A 15,778-nucleotide genomic window follows, 5' to 3' on the forward strand; every position below is an offset into this window, starting at 1 on the left:
ATGCTGGGTGCATGAGCCGTCTGCTGCGCCGCCTGATCACTCCGACCCCGCCCGCCACCGTACAGCGCGACACCGTTCGCCTGCGCCTGGAGGATGCCGAGATCGAGGTGCTGCGCGTGCGCGATCCGCGCGCGCGCCGCATCAAGCTGAGCGTGGACGAGCGTGGCGCGCGGTTGACGTTACCCCCGCGCGCAAGCCTGGTAATGGGCGAGCGCTTCCTGGAACAGCACCGCGACTGGCTGGCGCTGCAGCTGCGCCAGTACCAGGGGCAGGGCCTGCCGGCACCGCTGCAGCCCGGCGAAGACGGCGTGCTGCCATTGCGCGGTGAGCTGTTGCCGCTGCGCTGGCAGGAAGGCCGCTACGCGCGGCTGGAGATCGACGCGCACGGTGCCTGCGTGCAGTGGCCGACCCGTGGTGGTGACGCCACGCTGCGCCGCCTGCTGCGCGAGTTCTATGAAGCGCAGACCCGCGCCGACGTCGGCCGCTGGCTGCCGAAGTACCTGCCCACCCTGCCGCGCGCCCCCAGCCGCCTGCGCCTGAAGGTGATGTCCTCGCAGTGGGGCTCGCTGGCCCCCGATGGCAGCATGGCCCTGGACCTGGCCCTGGTGCTCGGTCGTCCGGAAGCGTTCGAGTACGTGCTGGTGCACGAACTCTGCCACCTGATCCAGCCGAATCATTCGCCCGCGTTCTGGCATGAAGTCGAACAACGTTTCCCTGCCTGGCGCGAACAGCGCGACTACTTCCAGCTGGAAGGCCGGCGCCTGAAAGCCATGCTACGCCAGCTGCTGTAACTGTAGAGCCGAGCCCACGCTCGGCTGCCGTTGAATGCAGCCGAGCATGGGCTCGGCTCTACACAAGCGCGCGCAGCGCGCGACCCGCTCCTGCTCTTCTTTCTTTCTTCCGTGGTGGGCACACCGGAATCTGTCCGTGGCCGGGCGGGGTGGGTTGCGCAGGGGCGTGAGCCGCATGGATGCGGCGACCGAGCTTACAGGGACGTACTTGCAGCGACCCCTGCGCAATCCACCCCGCCTGGCCGAGCACGGCTTCTGGTTTGAACGACCGACCACGAGGGGTGCAGCCGTTGGCCGAAACCCTCACCCAGCCCGCAATGCCGCCGCGGCCGCCCAGCGTGCCGCCACCCTCGGCGCGGTGATGCACACCGCCTGGTCGGTCACCGTTGTCACCGCGCGCTCCAACAGCTGGATATCGGCCTCGTGCTGGCGTGCCACATGCGGGTCCTCGAAGAAGATCGCGCGCTGGCAGCGCCCCTCCAGCACACGGTCGGCAATCTGCGCATCGCCGCCCATCGGGCCGCTCTGGTAGCGCGTCACCCACGGCGTATCGCTGGGCCAGCCGCGGCTCCAGGCCAGTTCGTTCAAGCGCTGGCCGGTGGTGCCGGTCGCCACGCGCTCGCCGAACCGTGCCAGCACATCGAAGTGCTCGTCGGCGAAGGCCAGCATCGCCGGCTTCATGGCGTCGTGCGCGATCAGCGCCAGCGTCTGGTGCTGGAAGGCATGCAGATCGTCGGCACCGGCATCGGCAGCCAGCCCGGCGTGGATGCGTTCCACCTCGATCCAGTCACGCGCAGTGGCCACGGTTGAAATGAACGGCTTGCCGTGGATCACGCACTGCCGCTTGAGCGCGGTTGCCTCCGGAAACACCGAGGAAGGATCGACCGGGTCGATCAGGTAGATCGCACCGTCCAGGGTGCGCTCCGGCCCCATGCCAACCACTTCGGCCACCAGCTTCATCAGGCCACCCTCGCGGCCGTAGGGGTAGCGGTGCAGGCCGCCGTAGCCGGCCAGGAAGCCCTGCCGTTCGATCGCATCGTGGGTGCGCCCGACCGCGTGCAGCGATACCCCCAGTTCACGCAGCCCGGCCTCGCTGGCACGCAGCCAGCGGAACAGCGCGGCGCGCGCATCGTGGTGATGGAGACGGTTGGCGGCCAGGCCGATACGCATCGAGCGCTCCGTAGGGACGGGTAGAAGCGGCAGTGTATGTCGGCATTCGCCGATAGGGATGTTTTTCGAATTTTTCTCATTGTCGCGGAAGCGCGCCTCGCTAGCGTGGCTGGCAGCGGTACCGCTGCGCGGCCGTGGTTCCTGCCCGCGAAATGAGGATGTCTACCGTGAATGTCGCCGGCCGCCGCGCCGTCGCCGCTGTCATGGCATCGCTGTTGCTGCCCGGCATCGCTGCTGCGTCCGGCTGTGCGAGTCCACTGCAGGTGGCATGGCGTTCCGATCGGCCGCCGCTGTCATACAGCGTGCAGGGCGACCTTGCGGGGTTGGCTGCAGATTACCTGCCGCTGCTGGGCCCGCAGGCAGTGCAGCATGCGCAGCCGTTGCCCGCAGCGGTGCTCACCGATGACCCGCTGCCGGCTGGCACCCAGGTGCTGCTGGGCTGGCCGCGCGCACAGCTGCCGACCGGCTGGGTGGCCAGCAGCCCCTACCTGGAAGTGCCACAGGTGATCGTGCGGCGCGAGGGTGCAGCGCCAGTGCTGGGGTTGGAGGGACTGCGTGGCCGCAGCGTGGCCAGCCCGGACCGGCTGCCGCTGGACGCATTGCTGGCCGAACAGGCCCCGGGTGCGCAGCTGCTGGCACCGGCGCCGCTGGACCACGCGCTGTCACTGCTGCGCGCCGGGCTGGTCGATGCCGTGGTGGCCAATCTCGCTGAAGTCGAAGCCGCGCTTCGCGCCGTGCCGGGTGACCCTCTGGTGATCGCAGCACCCGCGGGCTTCGGCGATGCACTGGTGCTGGCCGCCGTACCGGCCTGTGCCGCGGTGGTCGCTGCCTTCGACCGGGAGCTGCAGCGGGAGGGCGATGCGCGTCGGGCGTCGGTTCGCAGTGCCTGGCTGCCGGAACTGCCACGTGCGCGGCCCGCCGGTTCGGCACTGCGCTGGCTGGTGCCGGTGTCGCTGATCCTGCTCGCGCTCATACTGCTGCATGCCTTCGGCTACTGGCGCGTGCATCGCGAGAGCGTGCGTCGCCGGGTGCTGGAGCAGCGCTTGCATGAAGTCACCGCGAACCTGCCGGCGGTGGTCTACCAGGCGCGCCGTTCGGCAACCGGCCACTACAGCCTGGCGCAGATCGCCGGCGACGTGCAGGCGCTGTTCGGCGTAGCCGTGGAGACTGAGCAGATCGACCATCTGCAGCTGCTGGCGGCCGTGCATGCCGGTGACCGCAGCCGGGTGATGGCGAGCATCGAAGCGGCCGCGCTCGTGCGCGGTCCGATCGACGTTACCTTCCGCACCCGGTCGGCACAGGGCTGGCGCTGGGTCCGATCACAGGGACGACCGTTGCCGTGCGATGACAGCAGCGTGGAGTGGAGCGGCTACTGGATGGACGTCAGCGAAGCCCAGGCGCGCGCAACGGCGTTGGCCGAGGCGCGCCGCGCGGCCGAGCAGGCGGCGCTGGCCAAGGGCCATTTCCTGGCGACCATGAGCCACGAGATCCGCACGCCGATGAGCACCCTGCTGGGCATGCTGGAGCGGCTGGCTGGCACGGACCTGGATGCGGGCCAGCGGCAGGTGCTGACCACCGTCGGTGACGCTGCGCAGATGCTGCGGCAGATCCTCGACGATGTGCTGCACAGCCAGCGCCTGCAGCCGGCGCCCCTGCAGCTGCGTCCGACCGATCTGGCGGCGCTGGTGCGCGCGGTGCAGCAGCTGTTGATGCCCGTCGCGGCCAGCCGCGGGCTGCACCTGTGCAGCGAGATCGACCCGACGTTGCAGCCCTGGTCGCTGGCTGACGGGCTGCGCCTGCGGCAGGTCCTGTTCAACCTGGCCGGCAATGCGCTCAAGTTCACCCTGCAGGGAAGCGTGGTGTTGCAGGTCCGCGTGCTGCAGCAGCGCGACGGCGGCCAGCGACTGCGCCTGCAGGTGACCGACACCGGCGTGGGCATCAGCGTGGAGCGGCAACAGGCGGTGTTTGCCGCCTACGAGCAGGCCGAGGCGTCGACCACGCGCCGTTTCGGCGGCAGTGGCCTAGGGCTGTCGATCTGCCGCGAGCTGGCGACGTCGATGGGCGGGCGTCTGCACCTGCGCAGCGTGCCCGGCAAGGGCACCACTGTGTGGCTGGAGCTGGACCTGGCGGCCTGTGCGGCCCCCGCTGCGGGACCGGCGACGGCACGGCCCGCGCAACGACCGTTGCCGCCGGCGCGGGTGCTGGTGGCCGAGGATCATCCGACCAACCTGCAGTTGCTGGCACAACGCCTGTGCGAGCTGGGACTGCAGGTGCACGCCTGTAGCGACGGCCTGCAGGCATGGGAGGCCTGGCAGGCGCAACCGTTCGACCTGGTCATCACCGACTGCCACATGCCGCACATGGATGGCTTCGCGCTGGCCCGGGCGATCCGGAGCGACGCCTGCGCCACCCGTGCGCGGGTCCCGATCATTGCGCTGACTGCCAGCGTGCTGGAGCGCACCCGTGAGGCCTGCCGTGATGCGGGCATCGACCACTTCCTGGCCAAGCCGCTGGAGGTGCACGAACTGCGCGCGCTGCTGGAAGTGCTGCTGTTGCCGGACTCAGTGCGCCAGTAGGCGGACGATGCTGGCAGCGGCGTCGCGGCCTTCGGCCACCGCGGTTACCACGAGATCGGCACCACGCACCGCGTCGCCACCGGCGAACAGGCGTGGATGCGCGGTCTGGAACGGCAGGCGGTCCTTGCCACCGGCGAGGATGCGGCCATTGGGCTGGCCTTCCACCCCCAGTTCCGCCAGCCACGCCGGCACGCTCGGCGAGAAGCCGAAGGCGATGATCACCACGTCTGCCTCCAGCAGCGACTCACTGCCTTTGATCGGCACCGCGTTCTGGCGGCCATTGGCATCGGGCTCGCCCAGCCGGGTCTCGACCACGGTCACGCCGATCACCTCGTCGTCGGCGCCGGCTTCGATCGACAGCGGCTGCCGGTTGAACAGGAAGCGCACCCCTTCCTCGCGTGCATTGGCGACTTCGCGCGCGCTGCCGGGCATGTTGGCTTCGTCGCGGCGATAGGCGCAGGTGACCTTGGCCGCGCCCAGCCGCACCGCACTGCGCACGCAGTCCATGCCGGTATCGCCACCGCCCAGAACCACCACGCGCTTGCCGTTGAGGTCGGGCAGGGCGATGGTGTCTTCCCAGCCGGCGATCGGCCGGCCCTTCGGGTCATCGCCGCCGACGATGCGGCTGTTCTGCACCAGGAACGGCAGCGCCGGCAGCACGCCCTTCAGGTCCTGGCCGACCAGGCCACCCTCGGTATAGCGGTAGGCGCCGGTGCCGATGAACACCGCATCGTGGCTGTCCAGCAACTGCTGCACGCTGACATCACGGCCGATCTCCACACCGAGGCGGAACTGCACGCCCATGCCTTCCAGTACTTCACGGCGGCGATGGATCACGTCCTTGTCCAGCTTGAAGCTGGGAATGCCGAACTGCAGCAGGCCACCGATCTGCTCGTAGCGGTCGTAGACCACGGCGGCAATGCCGGCGCGTGCCAGGCGGTCGGCACAGGCCAGCCCGGCCGGGCCGGCACCAATCACCGCCACACTGTGGCCGGTCGGCTGCACCGCGCCAAGGTCCGGGCGCCAGCCACTGGCCAGTGCGGTATCGACGATGTACTTCTCCACCGCGCCGATGGTGACCGCGCCGAATTCCTCCAGCGTGCAGCTGCCTTCGCACAGCCGATCCTGCGGGCAGACCCGGCCGCACACTTCCGGCAGCGGATTGGTGCTGTGGCACAGCGTGGCGGCCTCGTGGATGCGGTTTTCCTGCACCAGCTGCAGCCACTGCGGAATGGCGTTGTGCACCGGGCACTTCCAGCTGCAGTACGGGTTGCCGCAGTCCAGGCAGCGGCCCGCCTGGTACTGGGCGTCTTCCTTGCCGAACTTGCCGTACAGCTCGCCCCAGTCGCCGGACGTGCGCAGTTCCACCGGGATGCGCTGCGGCATGGTGCGGGGCAGGTCGAGGAACTGGAAGGCGTGCTTGCGGCTCATGGCGGACTCTGTGGTGTTTTACGGATGCCGGCCAGCGGCCGGCACTACGTGATCCTGGGTTGCCGGCCAGCGGCCGGCACTACCGTCAGGCGGCGCGTCGCAGGGTTTCGGTCAGCGACTCGATGCTGGCGGCCTTCGGTTTGACCAGCCAGAACTTGCCGATGTAATCGCGGAACTCGTCCAGGATCTGCTGTGCCCAGATGCTGCCGGTCAGCTCGCGGTGGCGGCCGATCAGGCGGTGCAGGTGCTGGCGGTAGTTCTCGAAGCCTTCGGCGGAGACGCGATGGATGTCGATCAGCTCGTGGTTGTAGCGGTCGACAAAATCGCGGTCCACGTCCAGCACGTAAGCCAGGCCACCGGTGAAGCCGGCGCCGAAGTTCAGCCCGACCTTGCCCAGCACCAGCACCACGCCGTCGGTCATGTACTCGCAGCAGTGGTCACCGGCACCTTCCACCACCGCCAGCGCGCCCGAATTGCGCACCGCGAAGCGTTCGCCGGCACGACCGGCGGCGAACAGCTCGCCACCGGTAGCGCCATACAGGCAGGTGTTGCCAATGATGGCGGTGCTGCGTGCCTCGAAGCGGGCGCCACGCGGCGGACGCACCACCAGCCGGCCGCCGGCCATGCCCTTGCCGACGTAGTCGTTGGCTTCGCCTTCCACTTCCAGGTGCAGGCCACCGACGTTGAAGGCACCGAAGCTCTGCCCGGCGCTGCCACGGAAGCGCAGTTCCAGCGGTGCCTCGGCCATGCCCTGGTTGCCGTGCGCGCGCGCAACCGCGCCGGCCAGGCGGGTGCCGATGCTGCGGTCGGTGTTGTGGATCAGGAAGCGGTGCTCGCCACCGCGCTTGTGCTCGATGGCCGGGGCCAGCAGCCCATCCATCTGCGTGGCCAGGCTGTCCGGCGATTCGTACAGGCGCTGGGCGGCGCAGTGGCTGCCTTCGTAGCGGGCATCGGCCAGCAGGCGCGACAGGTCCACGCGCACGCCCTCGCGCGGTGCCGCGTCGATCTGCCGCAGCAGGTCGGTGCGGCCGACGATCTCTTCCAGCGAACGCACGCCCAGGTACGACAGCCAGCCGCGCACTTCCTCGGCCAGCAGGCGGAAGAAGTTCTCCACGCGTTCGGGCTGGCCGGTGAAGTGGTTCTCGCGCAGGCGCTCGTCCTGGGTGGCGACGCCGGTGGCGCAGTTGTTGAGGTGGCAGATGCGCAGGTACTTGCAGCCCAGCACGATCATCGGCGCGGTGCCGAAGCCGAAGCTGTCCGCTCCCAGCAGCGCGGCCTTGACCACATCCAGGCCGGTCTTCAGGCCGCCATCGGTCTGCAGCAGGGTGCGCCCGCGCAGGTCGTTGGCCAGCAGCGCCTGGTGCGCTTCGGCCACGCCCAGTTCCCATGGCACGCCGGCATAGCGGATCGAGCTGACCGGCGACGCACCGGTGCCGCCGTCATGGCCGGAGATGGTGATCAGGTCCGCACCGGCCTTGACCACGCCTGCGGCAATCGTGCCGACGCCGGCATGGCTGACCAGCTTCACCGACACCAGCGCGGTCGGGTTGACCTGCTTGAGGTCGTAGATCAGCTGCGCCAGGTCTTCGATCGAATAGATGTCGTGGTGCGGTGGCGGCGAGATCAGGCCGATGCCCGGGCGCGCATAGCGCAGGCGTGCGATCAGTTCGTTGACCTTGTGCCCCGGCAGCTGGCCGCCCTCGCCGGGCTTGGCGCCCTGCGCGACCTTGATCTGCAGCACCTCGGCATTGACCAGGTATTCGGCGGTGACGCCGAAGCGGCCCGAGGCCACCTGCTTGATCTTGCTGCGCTTCGCGGTGCCATAGCGTGCGGGATCCTCGCCGCCTTCGCCGGAATTGCTGCGGCCGCCGAGGCGGTTCATGGCGATGGCCAGTGCCTCGTGCGCTTCCGGCGACAGGGCGCCGAGGCTGATCGCTGCAGTATCGAAGCGCGGGAACAGGGCGCTGGCCGGGGCGACCTCGTCCAGCGGCACCGGCATTGCGGCCGGCACCAGTTCCAGCAGGTCGCGCAGCGCCGATGGCGGGCGCGCGTGCACCGCATCGCAGTACTGCTGCCACGCACGCGGGTCACCGCTGCGCGCGGCGCGCTGCAGGGTGGTGACCACGTCGGGGTTGTACATGTGGTACTCGCCGCCGTGCACGTACTTCAGCAGGCCGCCCACGTCCACGCCCTGCTGCGCATCCCAGGCCTGCGCGCACAGCTCGCGCGCGTCGGCATCCAGGCGTGCGAAGCCGGCGCCGCCGATGCGCGAGGCGGTGTCCGGGAAGCACATGTCCACAACCTCGGGTTCCAGGCCGATGATCTCGAACAGCTGTGCGCCGCGATAGCTGGCCACCGTACAGATGCCCATCTTCGAGATGATCTTCGACAGGCCCTTGTAGATGCCCTTGCGGTAGCGGCGGCCGATCTGCGACTGCTCGCCGCCCTTGCTGAGCTTGAGGATGCCGCGTCGGCCCAGGTCGAACAGGGTCTGGTAGGCCAGGTACGGATACACCGCGGTGGCACCGAAGCCGAGCAGGCAGGCCATGTGGTGCGGGTCGCGCGCGGTGCCGGTTTCGACGATCAGATTGACGTCGCAGCGCAGCCCCAGCCGCGAGAGGTGGTGGTGGATGGCGCTGGTGGCCAGCAGCGCATGCACCATCGGCCGACCGGCCACCGGGTAGCGGTCGGACAGCAGCAGCATCACCATGCCCTGGCGCGCGGCCTGCTCGGCCTCGCTACAGATGCGCTCGATGCCGGCACGCAGGCCCTCGTCTTCGCTGTAGGACAGATCAAGCAGGCGGTTGGCCTGCACGTACTGGTCCATCTTCAGCAGCTGGCGCAGCTTGCGCTGGCTCAGCACCGGCGAGTTGAGGATGACGTGGTTCACCGTCTCCGGGCCGGCATGGAAGATGTTGGTCTCCTTGCCGAGCTGGGTGGACAGGGACATCGCGCAGTCTTCGCGCAGCGGATCGATCGGCGGGTTGGTGACCTGCGCAAAGGCCTGGCGGAAATAGTCGTACAGCGGACGGCTGCGCTGGCTCAGCACCGCCATCGGTGTGTCGTCGCCCATCGAGCCGGTGGCTTCCTGCTCGGTCTCGGCCAGTGGCCGCAGCACCTGTTCCACTTCCTCGCTGCTGAGCTGGTAGAGCTTGTGATAGCTGCGCAGGGTGGCTTCGTCGAACGGTTCTTCCACCAGCGAGGGGTCGATCAGTTCGGTCTGCAGGTAGGTCACGCCCTGCTGCAGCCACTGCTTGTACGGCGCGCGACCGCGGTTGATGCGGTCCACCGCGTCCGAATCGAGCAGGTCGCCGCGCTTGAGGTCGATGGCCACCATTTCGCCGGGGCCGAGCTTGCCCTTGCGCACCACGCGCTCGGTCGGCACTTCCCACACGCCGGCTTCGGAGGCGACCAGGAAGTGGCGGTCGGCGGTGAGCATCCAGCGCGCCGGGCGCAGGCCGTTGCGGTCCAATGTACAAACCGCATAGCGGCTGTCGCAGGCGACGATGCCGGCCGGGCCGTCCCACGGCTCGCTGTTGAGGCCGTGGAATTCGTAGAAGGCTGCCAGGTCGGGGTCCTTGAACTCCAGCGACTGGGTGGCCGGCGGCACCAGGATGCGCAGCGCCTGGATCAGCTCCATGCCACCGGCAACCATCAGCTCCAGCATGTTGTCCAGGCTCTGCGAGTCCGAACCGTGCATGGAGATCACCGGATCGAACTCGGCGATGTCGAAGCGCGGCGTCTTCCACACCTTGCTGCGCGCCTGCGCCCAGCGACGGTTGCCTTCGATGGTGTTGATCTCGCCGTTGTGGGCGAGCATCCGGAACGGGTGCGCCAGCGGCCAGCGCGGCAGCGTGTTGGTGGAGAAGCGCTGGTGGAACACGATCGCGCTGGAGGCCAGTTCGCGGCGCTGCAGGTCGGGGAAGAAGCGGCTGAGCTTGTCCGGCAGCACCATGCCCTTGTAGCTGATCGCATCCGGGGTGAGGGTGGTGACGTAGAAGTCGGCATGGTCGCGCAGCTGCTGTTCGCTGCGGCGACGGGCCAGGAACAGCGCCAGCGCGAAGCCGGCATCATCCTGGCCGACGCCGGCATCGACGAACACCTGCTCGATGCGTGGCAGGGTGTCGCGCGCCAGCTGGCCGCAGACGCTGTCGTCGGTGGGTACCTCGCGCCAGCCGGCGACCTTGCAGCCGACCGCTTCGAGCTGCGCCTGCAGCTGCGTGCGGCAGGCGTGTGCAGCCTCGGCATCGTGTGGCAGGAACACCAGGCCGGCAGCGAAGCGTGCGGCGACGGCGATGCCGGCTTCACTGGCCAGCAGTTTCAGGAACGCATCGGGGCGGCGCAGCAGCAGGCCGCAGCCATCGCCGGTCAGGCCATCGGCGGCGACGCCGCCGCGGTGGGTCATGCGCGAAAGCGCGGCGATGGCGGTATCAACCAACAGGCGCGAAGGTTGATCGTCGAGCTGGGCGACCATGCCAAATCCACAGGCATCGCGCTCGGAGCGCGGGTCGTAAAGCCCTTGGCGGTTGCGGGGGGCCATCTCTACCTCGATGCGTATAGGGTTGGCGGCGACACTCGTCCCCGCTCATTCCCTGGAGCGCATCGTGAGGCCACCGGATGCCTCGACTAGATCACAGGTTGCTGCAGCGCCGCAATACACGGTTGCAGGTGCAACAGAACGCGCCGGCAACCCCGTGCCGGCGCGCGGTCGAACTCAGCCGCAGCGCACGCCGCTGACCAGGCCCTTGTCGTCCACTTCGATGTTCAGGCGGTCGCCGAGGAACTCCATGGTGGCGACGTCATTGGGCTTCATGACGCGCAGCTGGTGGGCACCGGCATCTTCCTGCGCCTGCTTGCCCAGCGCGTCGGCGTAGGCCTGGCCGACCAGGCTCTGCACCTGGCTGGCATCGCAGGTGCCGACCGGCGGTGCCTCGGTGGCCTTGCCGGTTTCGTCGGCCGGCGCCTTGGCGGCTTCGGCCGCCTGCTGGGCATGGGCAGTGGCCGTATCCTGTTCATCCAGCGCCGGAGCCTGGCAGGCGGTCAGGGCCAGCACGGCAGGCAGCAGCAGGGCGGAGAGCGAACGGGCGCGAATCGGGAACGACATCATGACTCCGGAAGGGATTGTGAAAGCCCGAGCATAGCGGCGAACCGACCCTCACGTGTTTGTCTTCTGTTATCGACAGGTTCGCGGCATCGCGACGGCGACACTGCGGTCATGCCAACCTCCTCTACCCCCGAACGACAGGCCGCGCGCGCGGCCGGCCTGCGCTATGTCGATGACACCCAGCCAGGCATCAGCCGGCGCCGCGCCGGCAAGGGCTTCAGTTACCGCGATGCCGATGGCCACGCGGTTCGCGATGCCGCCACCCTGCAGCGCATCCGTGCGCTGGCGATTCCACCTGCGTATACCGCCGTGTGGATCTGCGCCCACGCCAATGGCCACCTGCAGGCCACCGGCCGCGATGCGCGTGGACGCAAGCAGTATCGCTACCATGCCGATTGGGCGAAGGAGCGCGATGCCGGCAAGTTCGACCGCATCATCGCCTTTGGCGAGGCGTTGCCCACGTTGCGGCGGCGGCTGTCGCGCGATCTGAAGCAGCCCGGCTTCCCGCGCGACAAGGTGCTTGCGGTGGTGGTGGCCCTGCTGGCCGACACCCTGGTGCGGGTGGGCAACGAAAGCTATGCACAGGAAAACAAATCCTACGGGCTGACAACGCTGCGCAACCGCCACCTGGACCTGCTGCGCGGTGGCCGCGTGCGCATGCGCTTCCGGGGCAAATCCGGGCAGTTGCACGAGGTGGTGGTGGGCGATCGGCGGCTGGGCACGCTGGTGCGCGGCATCCAGCAGCTGCCCGGACAGGCGCTGTTCCAGTACCGCGACGACGAAGGCGCGCTGCAGCCGGTGGATTCCGGCGCGGTGAACGACTACCTGCGCAAGGTGATGGGCGAAGACTTCACCGCCAAGGACTTCCGCACCTGGGGTGGCACGCTGGCGGCGGTACAGGCATTGGCCGCCACCGAATTGCCGGAATCGGCCAGCCAGCGCGCGCTGGCCAAGGCGCAGCGTGAAGTGGTCTGCCAAGTGGCGGCACGGCTGGGCAACACGCCGGCCGTGTGCCGCAAGGCCTACATCGACCCGTGCGTGTTTGCCGGCTGGGAGCGCGGTGAGCTGGCCTCGCTGGCCGGCCTGCGAGGCCCGCGGCAGTGGGAGCAGGCCACGCTGAAAGTGCTGCGCCGGGCGCGGCGGCTCAGTCGCAGTCGTCAGCCGCAGTAGATCGCAACGATGTTGTTGGTCCGGCCCTTCTCGATGGTCAGGCGGTCGCCGCCTTCGCTGGCCGGCGGCACCCGCGGACCGTCATGGCGCAGGACCCGTACGTGCAGGCTGTCGCTGTCCACGCGTGCGCGGGCCACGGTGGCGTCCGAGGCGGCCAGGCCCACCGCGCCGCGCACCCTGTCGCTGTGGCACTGGCCGGAAATCACGCCGTCGATCGGCTGCACCTGGGCCATCGGCGTGCTGCTGCAGGCGGCAAGGGCAAAGCAGGCGGCGGCGGTGGCGATGGCATGTTTCATGGAGGCACTCCTTGTTTGATTGCGTGCAGGGTGCGACGTCAGACGTGGTGGCGGAATGAATGCCGTGCACATCGTGGACACGGCGCGCTCACCGCCGCCAACAGCGTGGGTGGAGACACTGCAGGAGCGGCATGGGCCGCCCCCCGGTAGTGCCGGCCGCTGGCCGGCAGCCCCTTTCCCTCCCGAGGAGACCTGCATGGCCACCACCAGGAAGACCCCCGCCCGCCGTAAGGCATCGCCGAAAGTGCGTAAAGGCAGCACCTCGACCAAGGCGGTCGCCGACCCTGATCGCCCGCGCGTGGTGAAGACCGCAACCCGCAAGGCAGCCGCCAGTGATCCACGGGCGGCACGCGTCGCTGCACGGCAGCGGCGCCTGCAGGACCAGGAGAAGGCCAAGGACGCCCGCGCAGCCAAGAAGGCAACAAAGAAGACCGCGACCCAGGCCGGCGCACGCCGGCAGCCGGAGGCGATGCCGGCGCAGCAGCTGGCCAAGCCCGGGCACGAGCACGAACTGGAGCTGGCGCCCCGTTTCCTTGCGCCCGACTACGCGGGCAGCGGCAAGCTGCAGGGCATGCGTGCGATCGTCACCGGTGGCGACTCCGGCATTGGCCGTGCGGTGGCAGTGTTGTTCGCGCGCGAAGGTGCGGATGTGGCGGTACTGCACCTGGACGAGGCCGAGGACGCGGACATCACCCGCCAGCACGTGGAGCGCGAAGGCGGCCGCTGCGTGGTGATCGCCGGCGATGTGCGCGACCCGCGCTTCTGCAACAAGGCTGTCAAGCAGGTGGCCAAGGCGTTCGGCGGCATCGATATCCTGGTCAACAACGCCGCGTTCCAGCTGCACTGCGAGCGCCTGGAAGACCTGGAAGACGCGCACCTGCAGGAAACCCTGCAGACCAACATCGGCGGTTACATCCAGATGGCGCGTGCGGTACTGCCGCATCTGGGCGAAGGCGCCAGCATCATCAACACCGGCTCGGAAACGGGGATCTTCGGCAGCAAGGCGCTGATCGACTATTCCGCCACCAAGGGCGCGATCCATGCGTTCACCAAGGCGCTGGCCAGCCAGCTGCTGCCGCGCGGCATCCGCGTGAACTGCGTGGCGCCGGGGCCGGTATGGACGCCGCTGAACCCCGCCGACAAGCAGGCCGAAGACGTGGCGGAGTTTGGCAAGGACAGCGACATGGGCCGGCCTGCACAGCCTGAAGAGCTGTCACCGGCGTATGTGTTCCTGGCCTCTCCGGCCTGTGCCAGTTACATCAGTGGGGTGATCCTGCCGGTGATGGGCGGGCCACGGGGCTAGGGGGAACCCGTCCTCCGACATCCCACGATGGGATCGCCAGCCCAAGATTCTGACGTGGGCCTGGTCTCATTGCTCGCCCATCAACTGCATAACAGAAAACGGTGACCCGCTCTGCGTGTGGCCTTGGTCAATGACGCCTTGCATCTACCCACGGCAACATCCATTCGATTCGGCAGAGAGTTCTGATTCAGGCTCCTCTGGCTTGGTCCGGAGGCGGCTCGACGCTGGAGCGCTGCACGCCGACCATCGTCGTTGCGTCTATCGGGGAAGAAAGTGAGAACGGCGGTAAATGCAATCTTGTCAATGCAGAGCAACCATACGGATGGCGACGGACCTAGCATTGCATTTAGATCCAGACGGTTCTTGGTAGGTCAATGCGACTTCTGTTGAGCGCATACCGTGGAGCGAGCACTGAGGAAGTATGCAACTTTCCTCATAGACGTGAAATCCTCTTGGAGCGCATCGTGAATTGCCTTGTAGATACGGACTCTTGCACCGCCGCTGTGCTGGCTTTACTACTACAGAAGATGATCCCTTCTGTGTGTAACCACCCACATAATGAATCGGCACCAATGCTCGAGAAAGTGCTTCAGTTAGGATCAGTGAACTGGGAAGGACAGAGTTGTCTGAGAATTTCTTTCGCAAAGAAGTACTCGAGGCTAGGCGCAACGAGTCGATCGGCCGTATCTCAGTATCACAACCGCTTGGAATCACGGCACTTTCCTGGCTGACGATGTTCTTTGCAGCGACGATCATCTGCGTGCTTCTATTTGGAAGCTATTCGCGTCGTACCACCGTTGCCGGAAACCTAAGCCCTTCAAAGGGGCTCTCTGTCATCTTGGCACCCTCCACTGGCGTTCTTACAGAACTACTAGTTCAGGAAGGGGCGCAGGTCGCAGTAGGACAACGCATTGCGGTGGTCACCGTCCCCCGCGCCACTGGAGGTGATGGAGATACAGCAAAGGCTATTGACGACAGGCTCCGTGATCGGAGACTGAGTCTCGACTCCGAGTCGGCGGCGGAGATCCAGCAACTCCTGCGCAAGGAACGAGCTCTAGCTGCACAGGTCGCGGCTGCCGAATTGGAAACTAGAGTGCTGAATGATGAGATAGTCACTCGGCGCGAGCAAGCTGCAATTGTTGCCTCAATTGTTGACCGAATGCGGCCGCTTACCGCAGAGGGCTTCGTTAGCCAACTTCAAGTCGATGAACAGATCGCGCGCAAGCTCGACTTTGCCGCCCAGATGAGCTCACTGGAGCGTCAGCGCGCACAGAATGCACGCAACCTCAGTCAGCTTCGGCTTGGCATGGCAGATGTCGCCGAGCAGATGCTGGCTGCGAAGGCAGTCCATGCGCGACAGCTTGCCACGCTCGACCAAGAGCGCATCGAGAATGACGCTAGGGGCTCGCTTGAAATACTTGCTCCTATATCAGGAACTGTCTCCCTCCAGGGGGCAAAGCTGGGCCAGAGCATCCAGGCCGGTCAGCATTTGCTAAGCCTCATCCCGCAGGGCGACGTTCTTGAGGCAGAGTTTTATGTGCCAAGCCGAGCGATCGGATTCATATCAGAAGGCGACATCGTACACCTGCGTTACTTGGCGTTCCCTTATCAGAAGTTCGGGCATCAACTTGGTAGGGTGTCTCGGATCAGCGCCAGCGCTTCAACGCCTGACAATCGCCAGTCGATGATCAACGGGAACGACGCAGATGCAAAGTATCGCGTTGTTGTTGAGCCAAATTCACAAGTCGTGTCCGTGTATGGAAGGAACGAATCCCTTCGCGCGGGCATGCTGATCGAAGCAGACGTAATAGGTGAAAAAAGAACACTGGGTGAATGGCTTTTTGAGCCTCTCATTTCAGTCAAGGGGGCGCTTTCAGGCTCCTAGACAGATTCCAGAAGTATCTGGAACCCTGGTGCAAGGGAAATGCACCATCGCT

10 protein-coding genes are annotated in these 15,778 nt (G+C 67.3%); 5 read left to right on the forward strand and 5 right to left on the reverse strand.

Features of this window, described 5'->3' with window-relative positions; genetic code table 11:
• Positions 1–11 precede the first annotated feature (11 nt).
• Positions 12–791 (forward strand): M48 family metallopeptidase, encoded by a 780-nt coding sequence (locus ACSDHM_RS19285; protein ID WP_061479922.1) that lies wholly within the window; start codon positions 12–14, stop codon positions 789–791.
• Between the two features lie 303 nt (positions 792–1,094).
• On the opposite strand, the gene ACSDHM_RS19290 is transcribed toward ACSDHM_RS19285, so the two are convergent.
• Entirely contained in the window at positions 1,095–1,961 is an 867-nt protein-coding gene (locus ACSDHM_RS19290) for a methylglyoxal synthase (RefSeq protein WP_088496785.1), read from the reverse strand.
• A gap of 167 nt (positions 1,962–2,128) precedes the next feature.
• Between ACSDHM_RS19290 and ACSDHM_RS19295 the strand changes: the two genes are divergently transcribed.
• The gene (locus tag ACSDHM_RS19295) at positions 2,129–4,537 is read left to right on the forward strand and encodes an ATP-binding protein (protein ID WP_088496796.1); all 2,409 of its coding nucleotides are present in this window, start codon (positions 2,129–2,131) and stop codon (positions 4,535–4,537) included.
• Here the strand turns inward: ACSDHM_RS19295 and ACSDHM_RS19300 are convergent.
• From ACSDHM_RS19300 to ACSDHM_RS19310, 3 genes are all read right to left on the reverse strand, one after another.
• On the reverse strand, positions 4,523–5,968 hold the full coding sequence (locus ACSDHM_RS19300) for an FAD-dependent oxidoreductase (protein ID WP_252744752.1): 1,446 nt from the start codon (positions 5,966–5,968) through the stop codon (positions 4,523–4,525). The genes ACSDHM_RS19295 and ACSDHM_RS19300 overlap by 15 nt on opposite strands.
• 85 nt (positions 5,969–6,053) lie before the next feature.
• Positions 6,054–10,508 (reverse strand): glutamate synthase large subunit, encoded by a 4,455-nt coding sequence (gltB, locus tag ACSDHM_RS19305; RefSeq protein ID WP_439426503.1) that lies wholly within the window; start codon positions 10,506–10,508, stop codon positions 6,054–6,056.
• 174 nt (positions 10,509–10,682) lie between these two features.
• On the reverse strand, positions 10,683–11,072 hold the full coding sequence (locus ACSDHM_RS19310) for an I78 family peptidase inhibitor (protein ID WP_439426504.1): 390 nt from the start codon (positions 11,070–11,072) through the stop codon (positions 10,683–10,685).
• A 111-nt stretch (positions 11,073–11,183) separates the two neighbouring features.
• Here ACSDHM_RS19310 and ACSDHM_RS19315 point away from each other — a divergent pair, with 111 nt between their 5' ends.
• On the forward strand, positions 11,184–12,242 hold the full coding sequence (locus tag ACSDHM_RS19315) for a DNA topoisomerase IB (RefSeq protein WP_439426505.1): 1,059 nt from the start codon (positions 11,184–11,186) through the stop codon (positions 12,240–12,242).
• Here the strand turns inward: ACSDHM_RS19315 and ACSDHM_RS19320 are convergent.
• Positions 12,230–12,538, reverse strand: a complete 309-nt coding sequence (locus ACSDHM_RS19320) for a hypothetical protein (RefSeq protein ID WP_005421049.1) — start codon at positions 12,536–12,538, stop codon at positions 12,230–12,232. The genes ACSDHM_RS19315 and ACSDHM_RS19320 overlap by 13 nt on opposite strands.
• A gap of 196 nt (positions 12,539–12,734) precedes the next feature.
• Here ACSDHM_RS19320 and ACSDHM_RS19325 point away from each other — a divergent pair, with 196 nt between their 5' ends.
• A complete protein-coding gene (locus ACSDHM_RS19325) occupies positions 12,735–13,841 on the forward strand; it encodes an SDR family oxidoreductase (RefSeq protein ID WP_088496783.1) in 1,107 nt (368 codons plus the stop codon).
• Positions 13,842–14,463: 622 nt separating this feature from the next.
• Positions 14,464–15,726, forward strand: coding sequence for an HlyD family secretion protein (locus ACSDHM_RS19330; RefSeq protein WP_439426506.1), 1,263 nt, complete (start codon positions 14,464–14,466; stop codon positions 15,724–15,726).
• Positions 15,727–15,778 lie beyond the last annotated feature (52 nt).

Source organism: Stenotrophomonas sp. T8 (genome assembly GCF_051853085.1).
Taxonomy (GTDB): Bacteria; Pseudomonadota; Gammaproteobacteria; order Xanthomonadales; family Xanthomonadaceae; genus Stenotrophomonas; species Stenotrophomonas sepilia.